Origin of the sequence: Paenibacillus taiwanensis DSM 18679 (genome assembly GCF_000425125.1) — a bacterium.
In the GTDB taxonomy this organism is placed as follows: Bacteria; Bacillota; Bacilli; order Paenibacillales; family Paenibacillaceae; genus Paenibacillus_B; species Paenibacillus_B taiwanensis.
The window spans coordinates 231805-251075 of the sequence record NZ_AULE01000028.1 but is presented as its reverse complement, the minus strand read 5'-3'; the positions used below and the strand labels follow the sequence as shown (position 1 = coordinate 251075).

Genomic DNA, 19271 nt, shown 5'->3' with positions numbered 1-19271 from the left:
TTTATTCAGGAGAGGAAGTCACGAATCATGCATCGCATCTTAATCGTGGAAGATGACAACGAAATCGGCGGCTGGACGGAACGATTTCTACAACAAAAAGGGTACGATGTCGAATGGCGTACATCCGGTGATGGGCTCGTTGAGGCCGCTGCTTCCAAAAGCTTAGTGCTGCTTGATGTCATGCTGCCTGGGCTAGACGGATTCACATTAGGCCAGCGACTAAAGAAGGAGCACCCGCTGCTGCCCATTATGATGCTGTCTGCTCGAACAGCTATTGATGACAAATTACAAGGCCTGCAATTTGCCGATGATTATGTGACTAAGCCCTTCCATCCTGATGAGCTTGCAGCTCGGATAGAAGTGCTGCTCCGTCGGCATGAGCACAATGAACCGGAGCTCATCTCCTTGCAGCATCTGCACATTTACCCTCATCAAAATCGAGTCGTTGATCAGCGAACCGGCGAAGACATCATTTTAACAGGCAAGCAGCATCATATTTTTGCCTATATGCTGCGTCATGCCAATCAAATTTTGACCAAAGAACAGCTATATGAAGGGGTATGGGGAGAACCCTACATCAATGGTGATAAAACCCTCATGGTACATATTCGTTATTTAAGAGAGAAGATCGAATTAGACCCCAGCCGTCCAGCGCTTATCGAAACTATTCGCGGCATCGGTTATCGGGTCAAACGATGAGGCCGCAAGTTCATTGGCGCCAATCCCTTCGGGCTCGCTATTTGCTGATCATTATATGTGCGCTGGCGTTATGGATTATTGTATTTCCGCTAATGGCTATTTTGATGCAAATATCTCAATCCTTCACCGGTAATACCGAAGCCAATCCTTATGCTAGCCATGAGCAGTTGGAGAAGCATTGGCATGACACTGCCGCCAAACTTGGACAAGCCTCACCGCAGCAAATCACAAAGCGGCTAACACAGCTAAAGTCCGAGTACCCAAAAGCGAGTATGTTCTGGGTAGACGGATCAGGGTTGACGCGGGACATGCTGCCCGTACAAACACAACTTCCGCAGCAATGGACTGCTGTGGACAGCATTTCATTTATGAAGAAGAGCTACGATCGCGATCCTTTTACGATCGTGTCCTTTATCGGCAAGCAGCCGAAAAATGGCTTTATCGTCATGCAAGTGCCAAGGGAGCTATTGGGAAACACATTTAATAATTCTTATAATTATAATTGGCTGCTGCTCGTTCAAGTTACGATTTATATCTTATTTGTAATGATATCATGGCAATTTTTTAAGCGTATACGTAATCGGTTGGTTCGCCTTGAAGAGGCCATGTCCTTAACGGACCCTAACGGCATTCCTCATACGCTGCAAGTGGTGCGTGAAGATGAAATTGGTCAAGTAGAACACGCCTTTAACCGCATGATCAACGACTTGAGAACGAGTAGGCAGCGGGAGCAAGAGGAAGAGCAGTTGCGAAAGAAACTGATTGCTAACCTGTCTCATGATATTCGTACACCGCTCACGACGATTAGAGCGCATGCCCATTCATTGAAAGAGGAGCCTTTGTCAGCCCAAGGGGTGTCCTCCATTATGTTAATGGACACCAAAATAAACGATCTAGGGCATCTGGTTGATAACCTGCTCTCTTATACGCTGCTTGCCGCCAAACGTTATACCTTGCAGCTCCAGCCCGTTGATATCGTTCGGCTCGTACGGGAGAGTGCCGCGAATTGGTATCCCGTCTTGGAGCAGGAGAAGTTTGATATTGAAATCGACTTGCCGGATAACGCCATTTTATGGAGCATTGATCCTCAATGGATGAAGCGTATTTTGGATAATCTCATCCAAAATGTCGTGCGTCATGCCGCAAGCGGTCATTACATCGGCATTCAAGTTCTCGATTCTGCACATCAAGCACGAATTGTAATTATAGATAAGGGTCCCGGCATGCAGCATTCAACTGATACAAAGGGGAGCGGCATTGGCATGAGTATTGTGACGGTGATGCTTCAGGACATGGGTCTGGTTGCTACAGTACGAACAGGCGAATACGGAACTGCAATCGAGATTACACCTCACCTTTTAAACAAAATTTAAACTTGTGGTCGCTTTGCTTTAACCTGCACACGATAAGGTTAAGCATGAGGTGATCACAATGAGCGATGCTTTCGTTCAAACTACACAATTAACGAAACGATATGGTTCGCGAACGGCTGTTAACCAGATTAATCTGGAGCTGAACAAACAAGATATTTATGGATTTTTAGGACCAAATGGAGCCGGGAAAACAACAACCATCCGGATGCTGTTAGGGCTTATTCGGCCAACTTCAGGGTCCATCCGCATGTTTGGCAAGTCTTTCCCGAAATCACGTATGGATGTTCTAAAAAAGGTCGGTTCGTTAGTCGAATCTCCCTCCTATTATGGACATTTGAACGCTTGCGAGAACTTGGAAACGATTCGTCGGATTATCGATGTGCCCGCAGCACGGATTGACGAGGTATTAAGTATCGTTGGTTTAACAAAAGACGCCAAGCGTGTAGTCAAAGGCTACTCCCTTGGCATGCGGCAGCGATTAGGAATCGCCGCTGCGCTACTTGGCTCCCCGGAACTGCTCATACTGGATGAGCCGACCAATGGTCTCGATCCCGCAGGCATTTTGGAAATGCGGGAACTGATCAAATCGCTGCCAGACCAGTACGGTATTACCGTACTCGTTTCCAGTCATCTATTAAGTGAAATTGAACAGATGGCCAATCGTGTCGGTATTATTCAGCATGGCAGTATCCTTTTCCAAGATTCACTGGAGATGTTACAGCGACAAGCAAAACACCATATCAGACTCGCGGTGTCTGATCCCCGTCAAGCAGCGCACACGATATCCACATGGGGAATCCATGCCGCTCAGCATGAGGATCTACTGACGATTTCATACGTACCCAATGAGCAAGTAGCTTTAATTGTGCAGCAGCTTGTGCAAAACGGGCACAGCATATACCGAATCGTAGATCAAAGACAGTCACTCGAAGAGATTTTCCTCTCCCTCACTGGGAAGGAGCGATCATAATGCTGTTAAAAGCACTATCTGCTGATTGGTTGAAGCTTCGACGCACATGGATTGGCTGGCTGGTACTGTTGGGGCCTATAGGCGTAATTGGCTTACAGAGCGTTAATTATGGGCTTCGCTATCATTATTTAATGAAGAAGTATGAAGCTGATCTTTGGGGAAATCTGATCCTGAACGTTCAGTATCTGGCTGCACCTGCTATGCTGCTGGGCATTACACTACTAGCATCATTAATTTCTGGGATTGAGCATCGGGAGCAGTCGTGGAAACAAGTGTTGGCTTTGCCAATCTCTCGTTTGACCGTGTTTACGTCCAAATTTACAATGATTCAATTTTTGCTTTTTGTGGCGTGTACGTTGTTAAGTGGTGGCACTTTGCTGCTTGGCGGAGTGTTGGGATTCGGAATGGATATCCCGTGGGGAATGCTGCTGTTAAAATGTTATTTTCCGTGGCTTGCCGCAATGCCTATTATTGCGCTGCAATCGTGGCTGTCCATTACAAATCGAAATCAGGCAGTGCCTATCACGATTGGCATTTTAGTCAGTATCGTCAGTATGTATGCTGCTCAAATGCCAGACTGGATGCCGCTCAAATGGCCGTTGCTCGTGAATGAGTCTCACATCCCCATTTATTCAGTTATTACGGGGCTAAGTACAGGTCTCGTTATCTATTCGCTATCTTTAGTCCACTTCGCCAGAAAGGATGTGGACTAGCATGCGGACTTTACATCGAATTTTTTATGCTGAAATATTAAAATTAAAACGTTCCCGACTAGGGTTCATCCTAATACTCAGCCCATTGATGGCTGCTATGCTCGGCGTGATGTACAATCTGAATGCTGAACAGCCCGGAGCATGGCCAATCCTGCTTTCCCAGATGGCAATGGCGCACGCCGTGTTGTTCCTGCCGCTGCTATCTGGTGTGCTGTCCGCTTTTATATGCCGGTACGAACATGCTAATGGGGGTTGGAAGCAGCTCTTATCATTACCAGTCTCTCGTACTGGTGTGTACATTTCCAAATATGTAGTCGTAGCGACACTTCTTTTGGCCACCCAACTGATCTTCATGGGTGCCGTGCTATTCATCGGCTTGTTGAAGGGGATCGCTGAACCTGTTCCTTGGCTGATGCTGGTTAACAGTGTACTAAACGGCTGGTTAGCTTCTTTGCCGCTAATTGCGCTGCAAATGCTAATGGCGATAGCCTGGGCAAGCTTCGCTGCTCCACTCGCTGTTAACGTCATCTTAACACTGCCGAACTTGATGGTGATTCAGTCCAAGTACGGCATCTATTATCCTTGGGGTCAGCCGTCGCTTGCGATGCTGCCTCAGAACGATTCATTCGGCATTAATGTCTCCTTAGAGACGCTGCTATTTGTTATTGGTGGGAGCTTTGTTTTATTTGTTTTGGCAGGACTTGCTTATATTAATCGCAAAGAAATATAAATTTGCATTTTGCTAAACTTTATATCCAGTGCCAAAGCCTGATGTGAATCTAGGTCTTTATAGTTGTATTCACTGCAACCTGACCCCCTATTGTTATGGAGGTCAGGTTTTTCTATTTTATGGGCTGGAGGCGTAGACACTATGTGCTCGGTTTATTTCTGATAGGTGGGGAAATAGCACCATTAGATGAGATCCAATTGCTGAAACTGAAAGAAACGAGGATCTCTTATCTCACGGAATCACGGAAGCTAGAACTCACAATTCCCCAAACGTATCGTTTAACGCGCTGTTTTGAGTAGACAAAGGCACCAATTAGCAAGCCCCAGCTTTGTGATGCAAGATTATGCCGTGTGAGTGAGAGAACAACTTTGTCACAGGATACGCACACATACAAACACGATTCAATTTTACATAAGCCCAGATTAAACCGCGACTCGGAGTTGCCTAAGGATACTGTTATTTTTAAGGATTATAAAATGTTGGAGTCATTGTTGGGGGATTATTGGCGAGTACAATTATATTGAAAAGCTATCATGTGTAACTAGATATACTTTATATACTTGTAGTTCTAAAATCAGAGAGATAGCTTATTTTGTTCTTTTTATGATAAGTAGTGAGATTGGAAAGATTAAAATGATTCCTATCAAGCTTGAGTACAGTGCAAGATTTGAAGGAATAAACTCACATTCAAACAAAATGATTATAATGAATAGAAAAGCTAGTGAACATAAATACGAATAATGGCCTGTTTTAAAAAATATGGAGTCCGAATTTCTATGCTTTACACTACTCAAATATATAATTAGATCAGAAATAACACCCACCAGTATAAGAAGTCCTAAAAATAAAAAATCCAAACTAAGTAGAACTACAGCAAGCAGTGTAGGCAGTAGCATTCGAAACATAAGAACTGAAGTTTTGTTGATGATAATCCCTCCTATGTGCATTTGTCGACCAGTTTATCGCGGATCATATACCATATCAATAATTTGATCTCTATCCCTTTTGCATTTACATCTTTATTTCTAGCCAATCACCTAAAAAACGTTCAACTTTATAGTCAAGTTATACACCCTAAGTTTCATATTCTTTAAGTAACAAAACCCTCTGCGGCATCCTTTACATCAATCAAACATCTTCATGTCTGATCATAGGACGTCTACAGAGGGTTTCTTTCTTCCATACTTTCACATTCAACTAAATAAACGGATTATACTGCTTTTCAAAACCGATCGTTGTCGTTGGCCCATGACCTGGATATACCGTAACGTCATCACCCAACGGCAACAACTTCTCGTGGATGGACCGAATTAATGTATCGTGATCACCGTCTCGCAAATCTGTACGACCTACAGAAGTGCGGAACAACACATCCCCTGCAAACAAATGCTTGCCATGCAGGAAGCTTACACTTCCTGGGGAATGGCCAGGAGTGTGCATCACTTGAAACTGATATCCAATCAATTCAAGCACTTGACCATCTTCGAGCGAGTGTTCTGCTTGTGCAAAGATCATTGGTGCTGATACATGCGGCCACATCAGTGAGCCGTTCAGTTCCGGCTTCAGCAGCCATTCCGCTTCACGACTATGAATATACACAGGACAGCTATATTCATCACGTACTTCCTTCAGCCCTCCGATATGATCAAAATGCGCATGTGTCAACAGAATTGCCTTTACTTGAAGTCCATCAAGCGCCTTCATAAGTGGCCCTGGATTCATACCTGGGTCGATAACAATTGCTTCCTTCGACTCCTCGTTAATAAGCAAGTAAGCATTGGTCTCAACTGGTCCCAGAGAAAAGCTTAATATACGAAACATCGCTGCTAACACCGCCTTACCATTTTGTATACCATTGTGGGAAGGATACTCTAGGAAGAGATACCCTTTTGCAGTAGCCCTCCCTTACCTTCCACACATTCGATTCCACTGTCCGCTAAATCGTAGCCGCTTAAAATGAAGAAAGCAGCTCTCTTAATTCACGAATAATACGGTTATGATAATCCGTTCCTTCACCGTATGTCTCCAACATTTGCTGGCGGACTACTTTCAAGTTATCCTGATAGTCAGTAGCCTCACGGTCTGGATTCGCTTGTTTAAAAGCGATCATATGAGCCTGTACATCGCTAGGACGCGGCCCCCATTTACCTAACACATGTCCGCCAGTGTCCGTAATAATAACGACAGGTACTGATCGTCCACCCATCGTCAAATATTGATCCATCAGTTCCGGAAACTGCTCCATAATTAAAACCTCTGTCGGAATGCCTGCGGCCTCCATTGCTTTAAATACAACTGGCACGTTGCGCACAACGTCACCGCACCAATCTGCTGCTAAAATTTCGCAGCGCAGATCATCTCTAAACTGTAGCGATTCAAAGAACGAGCGATCATCCTCATCTGCCCATTCAAACTTGTTGTACCAAGAAAGAAAGGCATCCTGATTCTTGGTCATACCATCCATAAAGGCTTGTGGTGAAATACCCTGTCTTAAATATTCAGCAATAGAGTTGCTCATTTGGATTGCCCCGCTTTCTTCTTTGAAATAGTATATTTAATGACAACATACACGATCAGGAGCGCAAGTGCAATTAGCAGTATCGGCTTCACATATGGTGCTGCCGCCTCATCGATGTGCTCCCAGTTATCGCCGAGCATGTAACCCAAATAAACAAATAATAGTGTCCAAGGAATAACGGCCAACGTAGTTAAAACCGTAAACTTCCATACAGGCATACGCGTAATTCCCGCGGGAATAGAAATGGCATGACGGACAATCGGTACAAAGCGTGCTGTAAAAATAACACCCGTACCATATTTGTTAAACCATTCTTCTGACTTATCGATATGGTGCTTATTAATTAATATGTACTTCCCAAAGCGCTCCAAGAAAGGCCTGCCGCCGTATCTACCTATCCAATATACGACCAGTTGGGCGAGCACGCCCCCGACAACTCCAAATATAACGATCATAACAAAGTTCGCTTTTCCTAAATAAACAAGAAAACCACCGTAGGCTAACACAATTTCACTAGGTATTACTTCTAGCATTAATCCGAAGAAGATGCCCCATTCCCCCAGACTCTGAATCCAGTGAAACAGTGTGTTAATAATCTGATGAATCGTATCCATACCTTCCCTCTTCCCCACATGCTTATTCATAATTAATGATAACACTTGGAACGACTTCATTGATAACCATTCTATTCTAGCATATGGAAGGACATCACTCCAAGTTAGGAATTAGTGTACACTCCTCGGTATACATAGGGTCTAGCTTAGTTTAGGAAGCAGTCACTAGAATAGGACGATGCGAGGGGCTTAATTGCGATGGCATGGAATCTTACACTATCGTAAAACAACTACATAAAGAAGATTCATTCCGGTTGTGACAAGCAAAAAGTCTCTGCATATGTTGATGCGTAGGCCCGTGTAGAGAGGAGTCACCTTATTGAGACCAAAAGAGCGCCATGAAGCCCCCCTGCCTTCCGCACGCAAAATTCGCCGTTCCTGTAGTACGGAGTTGTATCGTACGATCAAACGGATGAAGCTATATGTCCCCGATGAACTGATAAAGCAGGGCGAAGCATTGTATGTAGAAAAAGTATTCGGCAACTTGACCTGGATTCATGAGAACAGCCAACATCGCAAGCGGCTTGCCGATTGGTGGGATGAAGCTGTCAGCGAGGAACTGGCTCAATTATGGAAGGTTGACCGGACTAAGCTAAGCGCCTGCTTCCGCGATGCATTCGGCGGATAGCCCGACAACCGAACATCATCACTTTCAGTCAAAAGGCCCACGCCGTTTCCGAAAAGAAACGAGTGGGCCTTGTCGGCATTAGCCAATAATAGCGAAGGCTTCAACACCTCTAGGTACGTTGCGTGTTCGGAACAGTACACCAGCACTGTTAAACACTTGAATCGTAAGCGCCACGTTAGTCAAGACACCAATATTATTGAAGCGGACGACGCCGTGACGGTCAAATGATGCTGTAGACAACAAGCGCCCGCCTGAAAAAGCCCGGGCAAAAAAACCGGCGGTATTAAACGTAACGCCGTTATTTTGCACCCATAATACAGTAAAGCGTGTAAAGTACAGATTCGGAATCAGCTTGGCTTTAAATGGCTTCCTGGTCACTTTACTGACTACTTTTCCTTTGCGCTGCGGGTCCTTGAGGGGAGGAGTGATACGTTTTACGATGCTCATGCGGATGCTCCTTTCTGCACGTATCGTACAACGTATGCAGCTCGCTCCTGTCTTGCTTGGTCCATTTGCCCGTTCTCCTGTTACTTACTTTGGAGGGTAAGCAAGTATACGGAGGCCGCTGCGCGCTCGGCCTCTTCCGTCATAGCAAACCGCTTGCCGTTTGCCACGTGCTCAATTGCCGCGATGCGGCGCACTTCAGCATCGTAAGCGCTGAAGTGCCTTTCTGCATCCACGGCCAGCGTCTGCGCCAACGATGGCTGTCCTTGCGCGGCCGCCGCCTGCGCCATAGCGGCAAGCCGCACGATCGCTTCGGTGCGCAGCTTGCGATCGAAGCGATCAGCCTTCACGGCCGCCTGCCAGTAGGCGGCCGCTTGCTGCGGATTGCCGCTGCGCTCAGCCGTTAGCGCCAGCTCACGGTTGAGCGCTTTGCCGTCGTGTTCGAAGCTCTGCCCCTCTGCCAGCAGCGCCAGCGCCTCGCGCGGCGGTAAGCGGCGCGAGGCTGCGATGCGCAGCGCTGTATTGGCAGGCGCGAGCCGCTGTGCTGCGCGGAGTGTCACTGCGCTGGCGGCAGTAGGCTTGCCGCTTGCCGTGGCGTATAGAACTTGCGCCACGCAGTGACTTAAACCTACCGCGGCTACCCCTGCCAGCGGGACGACAAGCACCAGAGTTGCGAGACGCTGGCGCAGCTTACTACGCCGCACCTGCTTCGCACCGCTTTGCATCAGTTCTGCCTGCGATTGTGGTTGAGCGCTCTCAACCGGCTCCCCCCATTGCTTGCCGCCTGAATAGCCTAATGCCAGCCAACCAAGCCACACATAAATGACCCAACTGTATGCGAGGTCGAAGTCAATCAAACTGTGGGCTGCTATGGCGGTTGCAGCCATGCCCGCTGCCTGATAGCGGCGCCAGCCTTGCCATAGCACGACTGCCGCTAGTCCCATTGTCACCACCGTGCCAACGACGCCAATGTCCAGCAGCATATCAAATAAACTGCTATGTACTTCCTTGCCCACATACGGCTCGCTCTGGATAGATGAAAACTGCTGTCTCCAAGCGTCACCGCCACTTCCAAGCCAAGGATGCTCCTGCCACAATCGCCATGCATCCTTATAAAATAAAGTTCGAGCCGAGGCCGTCTCATAATGACCCGTTAAGCGATCACTCGCCTCATTTGGCATTACATATAACGCTGCACTTAGAACAACAGCTCCTATGCCTGCTAAAATAACTTTGATAAACCACGGCTCACTAACAGACTCCCTATCGCCGTCCTCCCTCCTCTTAGCCCTATTGCTCACTCCAACATAGAGCACATATGGCAACAACACGGCTCCCGCCATACATAAGAGAAATGGGAGCGCAATAAGGTGGCTCTGTTGCAGCCATAATGATGCAGTGGAAGCCAGCGCTAACAACGCCCAGCATCCATGCCACGCTGCCCAACCTATAAACCGGAGCCGGCTCCCCTTCGTAACGAGCAAACTTGCAAATACAATCGCAGCAGTAACTAGCCATGCGCCCCTTGATTCCGTCAGGCCAAGCACCGTTGCATGCAGCAGTAAGCAAACGGATTCCAACAGCCATGCCCGTCGAGTGATACCTAATTCATTGATCCGTCCTAAGTGATATAGTGCATATGCCCCCGCAAGCGCTCCAAGCGTATTCGGATATTGCAGCCAGCCGCCAAGACGAAAGCCTAACGCGGACAGTTCTTCGTTGGAACTGGACATCACACCTCCGTTATAGGGAATCCAGCCGTACAACATACAGAGGGAACCAAATGACATCACTATGCCAATTAATACTATTACAAGATGAAACTTCTGAACGGCTTGTCTGCACGTCAAAGAACCGTAGATGAGCAGAAGCCATATGCCAAAAGAACTCCATCGTATGATCTGCATCCAACTGCCATACACAGAGGCGGGTTCAAACAGCAAGGTTATCCCGTAACAAACCGCTGCTATGAGCGGAAACCATAACGGCCAAGGAAAAGCGCAACCTCTCAAGGACAGCATTATCCCTTTGCGCAAAATGTGGTATACGCCAACACCAATAAGCAGCACAGCTACAGGCAGCATGTGGTGGTCGTAGAACAAGCCTTGCTGGCATAACCCCGCGCCTAATACAATCCCCACTATCGCCCACAGGATAAGCGTCCTCGTTTCATGCATAGATAGATGAGCCGTTTTCGTTACCATTTTATTCAACCTTCTCATGACGCCGCCTCCCATCTCCCCTTATCTCCCCATCTAACTACTTCTTTATTTATGCTGCTCAGCTTATATAACCGTAGACTTGTTTCCTCTTTTATCTATTACTATTTTATGTTTGTTATATTCGTTTCTTATTCTTTATACTGCTGTACAGGCTGATCTGTTACAAGTAGCTTCGCTAAAGGGTATAGGGTGAGCACGTCAAAAAGACCACTCCATCGGAAACTACCGAGAAGCGGTCAATGCTAGTCTGACCAAATAGACGTAAAGGCTGCCTGGGTGGCTGTATCCTATTCCATCCTCTTTCTTATTGCTAATTTGCCCAGTCAAGCTCCGTGTTCACATATGTATTCATCTACAAGAGTGACAAGGCAAGCTTGGCTCGAATAAAGGTGTTATTTTCGGGACGCAAAATCCATCTTCGTATATCTGCTACATCGATTCCATTAGCACCGTTATGTTGATCAATTTCAGTAATTTGTTGAATGAGCACCTGTTTATCCAGCAGCTCCACTACTTGAACAAGTGATAAGCGATTAGAAGTAGGGTCCACATAGTATAATCCGTAATGCCCCGGTCCAAGCATTGGCTGCTGATTGACACTATCAATTCGGAACGTAACATCGGCTTGACCTGCTGCTACATATGCTTCTCGTCCACTTTTAACTGAACTATGCACAGCCTCAAACGGAGCCAGCCAATAACGCCCCGCTGACGTAACCGGTATACGCAGCCTATTTTCAACACCTTTATACTGTCCCGTGTATTCGCTGTCAGCTACAGCGTGAACTTCAACCGATACTTCTCCGATCGTTGATCCGCCGCGGCCGTCGTCTGCCTTGATTTTAATTTTGTCTGTACCGGTTGCAATTCCTTGCACGATCAACTCAGAGCCTTGTAGAGAAGCGTTCACAATCCCTTTGTTCTCTGTTCCTAAAAACGTATATGTAAGACTGTCCTGATCCGGATCTACAAAAAAGCTCGCCAACGGGATAGATGATGAGGAGCCTGCTACAATATGCCTCACATCACCTGGACCTGTATAACGCGGTTCCGTATTCATGGCAACCGTAAAGAAGTATGAGGCTTTGTTGCCAAGTCTATTTGTAGCTGTAATCGTGACGACCGTATGTGTGAATTTTGTCTGCTCTTTTATGACATAATATGCATCTACACCGTTAAACTCCGACCCCGCCAAGCCCAACGCCATACTCGAATCTTGAATATCAAAATTGTTCCTTCTATATTCAATCGTTGAATCATTTGGAAAAAGAACTTTAAGATCAATCAGCTTGCTTACTTGATTTGGTGCAAAATAATAATCGCTTAAATAATTCATGTTAATCGTCGAGGCAGCCAATGGCTGTGTTGGGTCCACCACCATAACCGCAAACTTCTCTACCTGAATACGCCCAGACGGGTCTCCCCACGCTATGGCTACTGCTGTAGATCCGATCTTGTTTCCTCGTACAATATACTGTTGGCGCTTGAGATCAACATCTACTGTTGCGATCGTCGGATCAGCATAGGTTACAGCATAAGTGACACCCGTTACTGTAGGGTTAACCGCCAGTACGTCGTTAAGCTTTACTGTCCTCGTATCCGTTATAACGGTATGAGGGAGAAGCATCCCTTGCGCCTCAACTGGCTTGGGCATCATCATCAAAGGGCATATCCATACTATTAAAAATAAAATAACAAACCATAAAGTACGACTGCTTCGCGCAAACATCCGTATGTATGCCTCCTCTAGTATGCCGTTATCGTACAACAATTCATTTGTCTAACCCCATTATACTATACAAACTGTGACAATCTGTAACCAACTGCATAATACATGTAACAATACAACCTCTATATGGACTTGTACTGCGTAATTGTTCGTGACACAATAAGTATGATGTAAGCAGATACCTTTATTAAACGTGAGGAGGAATGCCCTTGCAACCTTTTCGAATCTTTCCCATGAGCGAACAAGACGCAGAAGCCATCTGTAGTTGGCAATATGAACCGCCATACAACTTGTACAATTTTTTGCCTTGGGAGCAAATGAAAGCACTAGAAGTTGAGTTTGCTGATCCTGTCATTCGGGAAAGTCAATTTGCAGTAGTACGGGGTGCAGAGGACCAACTGGAAGGATTTGCGCAATTTTTCCCGTTAGAGGGTGTTACCCGTCTAGGGCTTGGCATGCACCCTGACAAATTAGGCTTTGGCAGAGGTAAATCGTTTGTGCAAACGATTGTGGAAGAGGCCATACGACGTCGACCAGAAGATGAAATCGATTTGGAAGTGCTTTGTTGGAACACTCGGGCTATACGCACATACGAACGTGCAGGCTTTCGTATTACAGATACGTATGAACGTCCAACACCTTCTGGCACAGGTCTGTTCCACTGTATGGTCTACGATCCTAATTAACGATGTATACGAAACAGCTGCTATTGGGACTAGAGAGAGCATCCAGGAAGTCCCCGCCTCGTAAATGACACGGAGCGAGTTACTCCCAACTTCCCCATACTCTTCTTTGATCCCTTAGCAACTACGTTCCTTAGACGAAACCGAAGCCAAATCCCGTTAAGGCAGGGCCACGACTTATATGAGCACTGCGCTCCACATTATAGCCCTGTACCCTTACAGGCACGTTAGCGAGACAAGCGAACGCCTTGTAGTCCTTGCTCCGCAATCAGATCATGCAAAGCGTCTTCCAGATAAGGAGCTGCCTGGAGAAAATCGCGGAATGCCGTGTACTGCTGCCAATTCGTCGGTATATCGCCTCCAGATGCACGCACCGCACGAATTAATATATTTTTAGGCGTATTCTCTATGTCGATAAATTCGAGCAATTGGGTCTGATACCCTACACAATCCAGCAGCTTCGCCCGCATCGCATCTGTTGCAAGCGCAGAGAAACGTTCCTTTAATATGCCGTGGCCAAGCAGCGGCTCCAACACTGGTGTGTCAATCTGCCGGAACAACTCATGCTGACAGCAAGGAACAGACAATATCACACTCGCTCCCCATCTGACCGCTTTGTTTAAAGCAGCGTCTGTAGCTGTATCACAAGCATGCAAGGTCACAACCATATCCACTGTGCTAGCTTTATCATACTGTGCAATATCGCCTACAGAGAATTGAAGTCCTTCATACTGTAGTCTGCGCGCCAGTGCCTCACAATGTGCAATCACATCTTCCTTCAAATCAAGTCCGTTGATCATCACATCACGTTCACACACCACATGTAAATAATGATAAAGAGCAAATGTTAAATAAGACTTTCCACAACCAAAATCAATAATCCGTATCGTACGGTCATTTGGTAAATGAGGCAAAATGTCAGCTACCATCTCCAAAAATCGGTTGATTTGCTTAAATTTATCGTATTTAGAAGCAAGCACTTTGCCCACATCGCTCATAATACCAAGCTCAATCAGAAACGGCACCGGAACGCCTTCTGCCAGTATGTATTGCTTTTTGCGATTATGGGACAAGTCAGCCTGCACCGACCTTGTCTGTTTTGTCCGTATATTTACTTTGTGCTTCTTGCTAATTAACACATGATGTTCAGCCTCTGTCGTTCGGAGTAAAGCTTGGCGAAAGTTGTGTTCAAGCAAGCTGAACAGTTTGTCTGCTGCCCTTTGTGCCGTCACATTTTCATGTGTAACCTTGTTGGCAAAATGATAAGTAATCTGCACCATAACCTCGCCACGCAGCTGGATGGGCTTAATCGTTGCTTTGACACAGCCTTCTTCCGGAGCAAGACGCACTTGGCTAAACACTGCTGAATGTAAAGTTCCTTCTTGTAAAATATGTTGAACTAACTGCTGTAATTGTTCCATCGTGATGTTACAACCTTTCAATCACATTACTGTGAACTCATTAGTTTTGTAGGGGTGTCGGCGAATGTTAGAGATCGTTAGTCAGCAGAATCGGACTCATTGGAGTGCTTCTTTTCCATCAACGTCTGTACGTCCTGTAGCCCTTGCTCCACCTCGTCACGAGGCAACTCACCTGCTTCCAGCTCATCGTCTGAAAGCTCCAACAGCCGTTCATACCAAGCTGCTGCCCTTGGCAAGCGTGCTTCATCACCCGTCATCCACTCATATAAAGCATTTTCTGCTTCTGCATAACGCTGGTCCTGATCATGCCATCTCCAGATCCGCTCCAGCAGCGAGGCATCCAGATGATAGGGGGCCAACTTAGCGCTTAACTTTTGTACGACATCCATAACAGGAAGCAAGCTTCGATTGCTGCCATGCAGCATCGCTTCAACAAGCAGTACATAAACTTTCATTAGACGCTGGATATGATTTGCATCAGCGGCCTCTATGCCATCATGAGATGACGAACTTCGCTGTAGATCATACTCCAATTCAGCCCGCTCCAGCATAATAATAGCCAATGCCTGTAGCTCGTCCGACTGTAAATTGCCATGTCGATGGAACAACTTAATGATATCGTCAGGTGACAACGAATCTGTCAACTTGCCATTCAAGCGGAACTTACGCTCCAGCAGTTCGTCCCATTCCAGTAACAGCTCCGCCTTTTGTTTCTGCTCCTTTAAGCCCAATGTACGGGCAATCATAGCTGTCATCTCTTGAATCAGTCGTACCAGATAATCACGTTGATACATCTCATGCCTCCTATAGTAACATACCATGATAGCACTGCTGAAATGGTCCATATTTACGTATCCATATGGGACTAGAAGTGTTATTGCGACACTACTCATCACATTTTAATTACGCTCATCATACAAGCCTTTAATATTATAATAACGAGCCACCTTATCGGTAAACTTCTTTATAAGTCACTCTGAATACAAGACCAGATTCATATGACATACACGCAGCGGGCCTTATGAATGATGGCAGCCTGCCTCCCCTTTCTCCCCACCTTCTCCTTCATGCCTCATGTGATAATAACGTTACATTCAGCAGCCAGCCAAGCACTTCCTGCAATACCCTCGTATTTAGCGTGTACCATATATGTTGGCCTCTCCGTTCATCTACAATAAGATGGGCTTGCTTCAACACATTTAGATGATGCGAAATGCTAGGCTTGGATATATGGAATTGGTCAGCAATTTCCCCCGCACTTCTATGACGCTCTGTTAGCAACGTTATAATCTGACGTCTTGTCGGGTCTGCCAATGCTTTAAACGCATCGTTCATTTCTGCCTCCATCATAGTATCCTCTTATTTAGAAGTTTATCTAAATATAAAGCCGATTATACCGAAAAAAAGCACCCCCTACAAATAGAAGGCACTCTCACTTGTTTACGTATGCGTAATCTTTATTTTGTGCACAAAAGAAGATACTATTTGATTCAATTCTTCTGGTGTTTCCATCATTCCCATATGACCAGCATCCTCGATGACTGCTTGTGTCACGTTACTCCCCGCCGTCGTGAACAGCCGCTCAGGCTTCACCTTCTGATCCTGTCTGCCCGCTACAAGCAGCAGTGGGAGTTTGGTCGCGGCCATCACGGCTGTGCGATCTTCACGCTCACGCATCGCCAGTGCCGCGCCAATCGCACCTTGAGGCGGCGTGTGGTACCCAATCGCCTTTGCAAGCCGAATTTCATCTTCTACTCGTTCCAACCTGTCCTGATTAAACAAGGACGGAACCAACTGGTCGATAAAAGGGACGATACCATGAGCCCGAATATCTTCTACCGCCTTTAAGCGCCCCTGCTTTACCTCATCAGAATCCGCATAGCCTGTTGAATGGATCAGGCCAAATCCAAGCAAACGCTCACTGAATCGTTGCGCAAAAGACAATGCAATGTAGCCTCCAAGCGAATGCCCCAACAAAATAAATTGTTCTAAATGAAGCTTGTCTGCCATTTGAAAAATATCATCGGCCATCTGTTCAATCGTGTACGCTCCATTAGGTGCATAGGACTTTCCATGTCCTCGCAAGTCCGGAGTAATGACACGATAGCGCTCACTAAGCAGTGGCACGACAGAGTGCCAATAGTCGGAGCTGCCGCAATAACCATGCAGCAGCACTATAGGCACTCCTGCACCTTGTTCCTTTACTTCCATGTGAAATCTGTCTGTCAGTTCAATTTTTGCCATCATAACCCCTCACTTTGCTTCATCGTGTTATGCTAATTCGCTTCGTTATATGCCTTCTGCATGAAATGCACAAAAAAATTTCACATTTTGCACAACGAACGATTCTATCAACCGCCGTCCGCTCATAGATATACACTACACTATATTACACAGGCAACATCTACTTGAAACGCTGCTTATTCATTCCAACAGTCGTCCACTCATCTTATATGTCTCCCTAAATCGAAAGGGGGTGATGGTGATGAAGGATATCGAACTGTTCTTAGGCTCTTGTATGTTTATGATTGGTCTGATTCAACTCATCATTCAATTAAATGAACGTCGTAAAAAGTAATCCGCTCCTTAACGGAACGGATCGCACAAAGTAACCGGTATATCGTCAGGAGTCGGATGCCCCACATCCGGCTCTTTTGCTGTGGTCCGGCTTATGCCCACAACTTCATATTATGGAACGATGTTAAAATTTATGACTGCAATGGGGCACAAAATGCTGCACAGATTGCATCTGCAATGTCTTGCGCCATTAACAACACCGTATGCAGTGAAGTCGTCTGCAAAGTCCAATAAGGCTTGGGTCCCTGTTCATTAACGACAGCTGCCACGCTATAATGACCAACTGCCGGCAAGCCTTTGCCCACGGATTGGGCGGGCTGAAGAGGTTGATTGCCCACAAGATAATACCCGACTGTGGCAGGCTGGCCTAAACATGCATCTATCGCCACAACAAGCTTGTCTTCCGGGATCGTAGTTATTCGCTCTTTCAAGTTAGAAGCATCACAGGGCAGCTCCAACGTTCCTATAACGTCGCTAATACCACGACGCATTAATTCTGAGCCGACAAGAGGTCCTAATGCATCCCCTGTTGAACGATCTGTCCCGATGCACACGAAAGTTAATTGGTCTAATGAATGCTGTGCAGCCATTTGTCGAAAAAAACTCCGCAGTTGCTCTTGATTGCTTTTCTTCAGCTTCGGCCTGCGAATCGTATCCGATAAGATAAGCTCCTGCATACATGCACTCCATTTCCTCTAAGCAGATATTGGCCTTATTGTACTTGAAGTCCTGTACGTTGTCACTCCACAGGTTGATTGAAAGACGTTTAGTTTTCATGGAACTCATGTTACAATACGTTCAGCATATCGGGACGAACCGATTGAAAGATAACATGAACAGTGGAATTCAAGGAGGAATAAGGTAATGAGTCAAGCTAACAATTCGCAGGCACAGGTTGAAGCGATGATCGAAGACATAAAAGGACGATTGAAGATGGCAACTGCCGCAGCTATGCAAGCTTCCGCATTTTCTGTGGAGCAATATGACGACATTAAAGACATTCATGACATTGTGATGAGCAAATCAAATTTTAGTATTAGCGAAATGGAAGCACTCGTTTCAGAACTTGGCAAACTGCGCCGCTCCTAATGGAACGCCTCCTCATGATGAACAATGCCCTGAGCTCTTCTTGTCGTAACTACGATAAGCGGAGGTCAGGGCATTGCTATTTCAGTAAAGCATCGCATGATTTAATCTATAACACGTACACCACAAATTTTGTGTTAACCTCTTATCCGATCAAGCTCCGTACGTATCCTTTTGACTCGTTCAGGATCAAGCGGCATTAATGCTTTGCCCCCTTGCCTCACTGTGGATCCGACGTGAACGTGAGTGATCTTTGTATGAGCTGCAAAGTCTGCAATATGATCCAAGGTTAATCCCGCACCCGCCATAATATGCAGACCTGTTTCCAAGGCTGCATCGTGCATCTGCTCAATCATATGCTTACCTTCCGGTGCTGTCTCGGCACCACCAGAAGTCAAAATGTCTGTGATGGAAGGATAACGTTTAATGATAGCTAAAGCTTCCATAACGTCGCTTGCTTCATCTATCGCACGATGAAAGGTTAACTTCATGTCTCCTGCAGCCGTGATCACTTGCTTCAGCAGATGCTCATCAACTTGTCCAGTCTCCGTTAGAGCCCCGAACACGATCGCTTCACCGCCCACGGCACGTATATGCTCAATGTCTTTTAGCATGGTCGCAATATCATCATCATCGTACACGAAAGATCTGGCATGAGGTCTCACCATAATACGAACAGGAATCGCGGATAGCTGCACAGCTTGCTCGACTAACGCTAGGCTAGGTGTAAGACCCCCTTCGGCTATTCCCATAATGAGCTCGATCCGATCCGCCCCACTGTGTTGGGCCGCACGAACATCACTTAACGTGGTTGCAATAACTTCTAAATGAATGCGGGATTGATCAGTACTCATCTTCTACTTC

20 protein-coding genes are annotated in these 19271 nt (G+C 46.2%); 8 read left to right on the top strand and 12 right to left on the bottom strand.

What is annotated here, in order from left to right; translation table 11 throughout:
• Positions 1–27: 27 nt before the first annotated feature.
• Genes H509_RS0107590 through H509_RS0107570 form a run of 5 tightly spaced genes read left to right on the top strand, consistent with a single transcriptional unit; the run spans position 28 to position 4485 of the window.
• Positions 28–699 (top strand): response regulator transcription factor, encoded by a 672-nt coding sequence (locus H509_RS0107590; protein ID WP_036696583.1) that lies wholly within the window; start codon positions 28–30, stop codon positions 697–699.
• Positions 696–2072, top strand: a complete 1377-nt coding sequence (locus H509_RS0107585; RefSeq protein ID WP_028544554.1) for a sensor histidine kinase — start codon at positions 696–698, stop codon at positions 2070–2072. The genes H509_RS0107590 and H509_RS0107585 overlap by 4 nt, the downstream gene beginning before the upstream one ends.
• Before the next feature lie 58 nt (positions 2073–2130).
• Complete coding sequence (locus H509_RS0107580) at positions 2131–3042, top strand: ABC transporter ATP-binding protein (RefSeq protein ID WP_028544553.1); 912 nt, start codon at positions 2131–2133, stop codon at positions 3040–3042.
• Complete coding sequence (locus H509_RS0107575; RefSeq protein WP_028544552.1) at positions 3042–3755, top strand: ABC transporter permease; 714 nt, start codon at positions 3042–3044, stop codon at positions 3753–3755. The genes H509_RS0107580 and H509_RS0107575 overlap by 1 nt, the downstream gene beginning before the upstream one ends.
• A 1-nt stretch (position 3756) precedes the next feature.
• Positions 3757–4485, top strand: a complete 729-nt coding sequence (locus H509_RS0107570) for an ABC transporter permease (RefSeq protein ID WP_028544551.1) — start codon at positions 3757–3759, stop codon at positions 4483–4485.
• A gap of 1197 nt (positions 4486–5682) precedes the next feature.
• Here H509_RS0107570 and H509_RS0107560 read toward each other — a convergent pair.
• From H509_RS0107560 to uptA, 3 genes are all read right to left on the bottom strand, one after another.
• Entirely contained in the window at positions 5683–6306 is a 624-nt protein-coding gene (locus H509_RS0107560; protein WP_028544549.1) for an MBL fold metallo-hydrolase, read from the bottom strand.
• Positions 6307–6436: 130 nt separating this feature from the next.
• Positions 6437–7003 carry a thioredoxin family protein gene (locus tag H509_RS0107555; RefSeq protein WP_028544548.1) on the bottom strand — a complete coding sequence of 189 codons (567 nt, stop codon included), beginning with the start codon at positions 7001–7003 and terminating at the stop codon, positions 6437–6439.
• The gene (gene uptA, locus H509_RS0107550; RefSeq protein ID WP_028544547.1) at positions 7000–7617 is read right to left on the bottom strand and encodes an undecaprenyl phosphate transporter UptA; all 618 of its coding nucleotides are present in this window, start codon (positions 7615–7617) and stop codon (positions 7000–7002) included. Before uptA ends, H509_RS0107555 begins: the two co-directional genes overlap by 4 nt.
• Positions 7618–7936: 319 nt before the next feature.
• Between uptA and H509_RS0107545 the strand changes: the two genes are divergently transcribed.
• On the top strand, positions 7937–8245 hold the full coding sequence (locus H509_RS0107545; RefSeq protein WP_028544546.1) for a hypothetical protein: 309 nt from the start codon (positions 7937–7939) through the stop codon (positions 8243–8245).
• A gap of 78 nt (positions 8246–8323) precedes the next feature.
• Here the strand turns inward: H509_RS0107545 and H509_RS0107540 are convergent, their stop codons facing one another.
• From H509_RS0107540 to H509_RS0107530, 3 genes are all read right to left on the bottom strand, one after another.
• The gene (locus tag H509_RS0107540) at positions 8324–8692 is read right to left on the bottom strand and encodes a hypothetical protein (RefSeq protein WP_036696579.1); all 369 of its coding nucleotides are present in this window, start codon (positions 8690–8692) and stop codon (positions 8324–8326) included.
• Between the two features lie 80 nt (positions 8693–8772).
• Complete coding sequence (locus tag H509_RS24600) at positions 8773–10911, bottom strand: O-antigen ligase family protein (RefSeq protein ID WP_051286874.1); 2139 nt, start codon at positions 10909–10911, stop codon at positions 8773–8775.
• 352 nt (positions 10912–11263) lie between these two features.
• Positions 11264–12640, bottom strand: a complete 1377-nt coding sequence (locus tag H509_RS0107530; protein ID WP_028544544.1) for an Ig-like domain-containing protein — start codon at positions 12638–12640, stop codon at positions 11264–11266.
• A 233-nt stretch (positions 12641–12873) separates the two neighbouring features.
• Here H509_RS0107530 and H509_RS0107525 point away from each other — a divergent pair, with 233 nt between their 5' ends.
• Positions 12874–13326, top strand: a complete 453-nt coding sequence (locus H509_RS0107525) for a GNAT family N-acetyltransferase (protein WP_425414224.1) — start codon at positions 12874–12876, stop codon at positions 13324–13326.
• A gap of 224 nt (positions 13327–13550) precedes the next feature.
• Here the strand turns inward: H509_RS0107525 and H509_RS0107520 are convergent, their stop codons facing one another.
• The 5 genes from H509_RS0107520 to yyaC all read right to left on the bottom strand — a co-directional run bounded on the left by H509_RS0107520 (position 13551) and on the right by yyaC (position 17998).
• Positions 13551–14744: a class I SAM-dependent methyltransferase gene (locus H509_RS0107520; RefSeq protein ID WP_028544542.1), complete on the bottom strand. Its 1194-nt coding sequence runs from the start codon at positions 14742–14744 to the stop codon at positions 13551–13553.
• Positions 14745–14821: 77 nt separating this feature from the next.
• A complete protein-coding gene (locus H509_RS0107515; RefSeq protein ID WP_028544541.1) occupies positions 14822–15538 on the bottom strand; it encodes a DUF6483 family protein in 717 nt (238 codons plus the stop codon).
• A gap of 271 nt (positions 15539–15809) precedes the next feature.
• Positions 15810–16079, bottom strand: coding sequence for an autorepressor SdpR family transcription factor (locus H509_RS0107510; protein ID WP_028544540.1), 270 nt, complete (start codon positions 16077–16079; stop codon positions 15810–15812).
• A 105-nt stretch (positions 16080–16184) separates the two neighbouring features.
• Positions 16185–16988, bottom strand: coding sequence for an alpha/beta fold hydrolase (locus H509_RS0107505; protein ID WP_028544539.1), 804 nt, complete (start codon positions 16986–16988; stop codon positions 16185–16187).
• Between the two features lie 464 nt (positions 16989–17452).
• Complete coding sequence (yyaC, locus tag H509_RS0107495; RefSeq protein ID WP_036696575.1) at positions 17453–17998, bottom strand: spore protease YyaC; 546 nt, start codon at positions 17996–17998, stop codon at positions 17453–17455.
• Positions 17999–18185: 187 nt separating this feature from the next.
• Between yyaC and H509_RS0107490 the strand changes: the two genes are divergently transcribed.
• Entirely contained in the window at positions 18186–18410 is a 225-nt protein-coding gene (locus H509_RS0107490; RefSeq protein WP_028544537.1) for a DUF1128 family protein, read from the top strand.
• Positions 18411–18544: 134 nt separating this feature from the next.
• Here H509_RS0107490 and H509_RS0107485 read toward each other — a convergent pair whose 3' ends face one another.
• Positions 18545–19261 carry a copper homeostasis protein CutC gene (locus tag H509_RS0107485; protein WP_036696571.1) on the bottom strand — a complete coding sequence of 239 codons (717 nt, stop codon included), beginning with the start codon at positions 19259–19261 and terminating at the stop codon, positions 18545–18547.
• Positions 19262–19271: the final 10 nt, after the last annotated feature.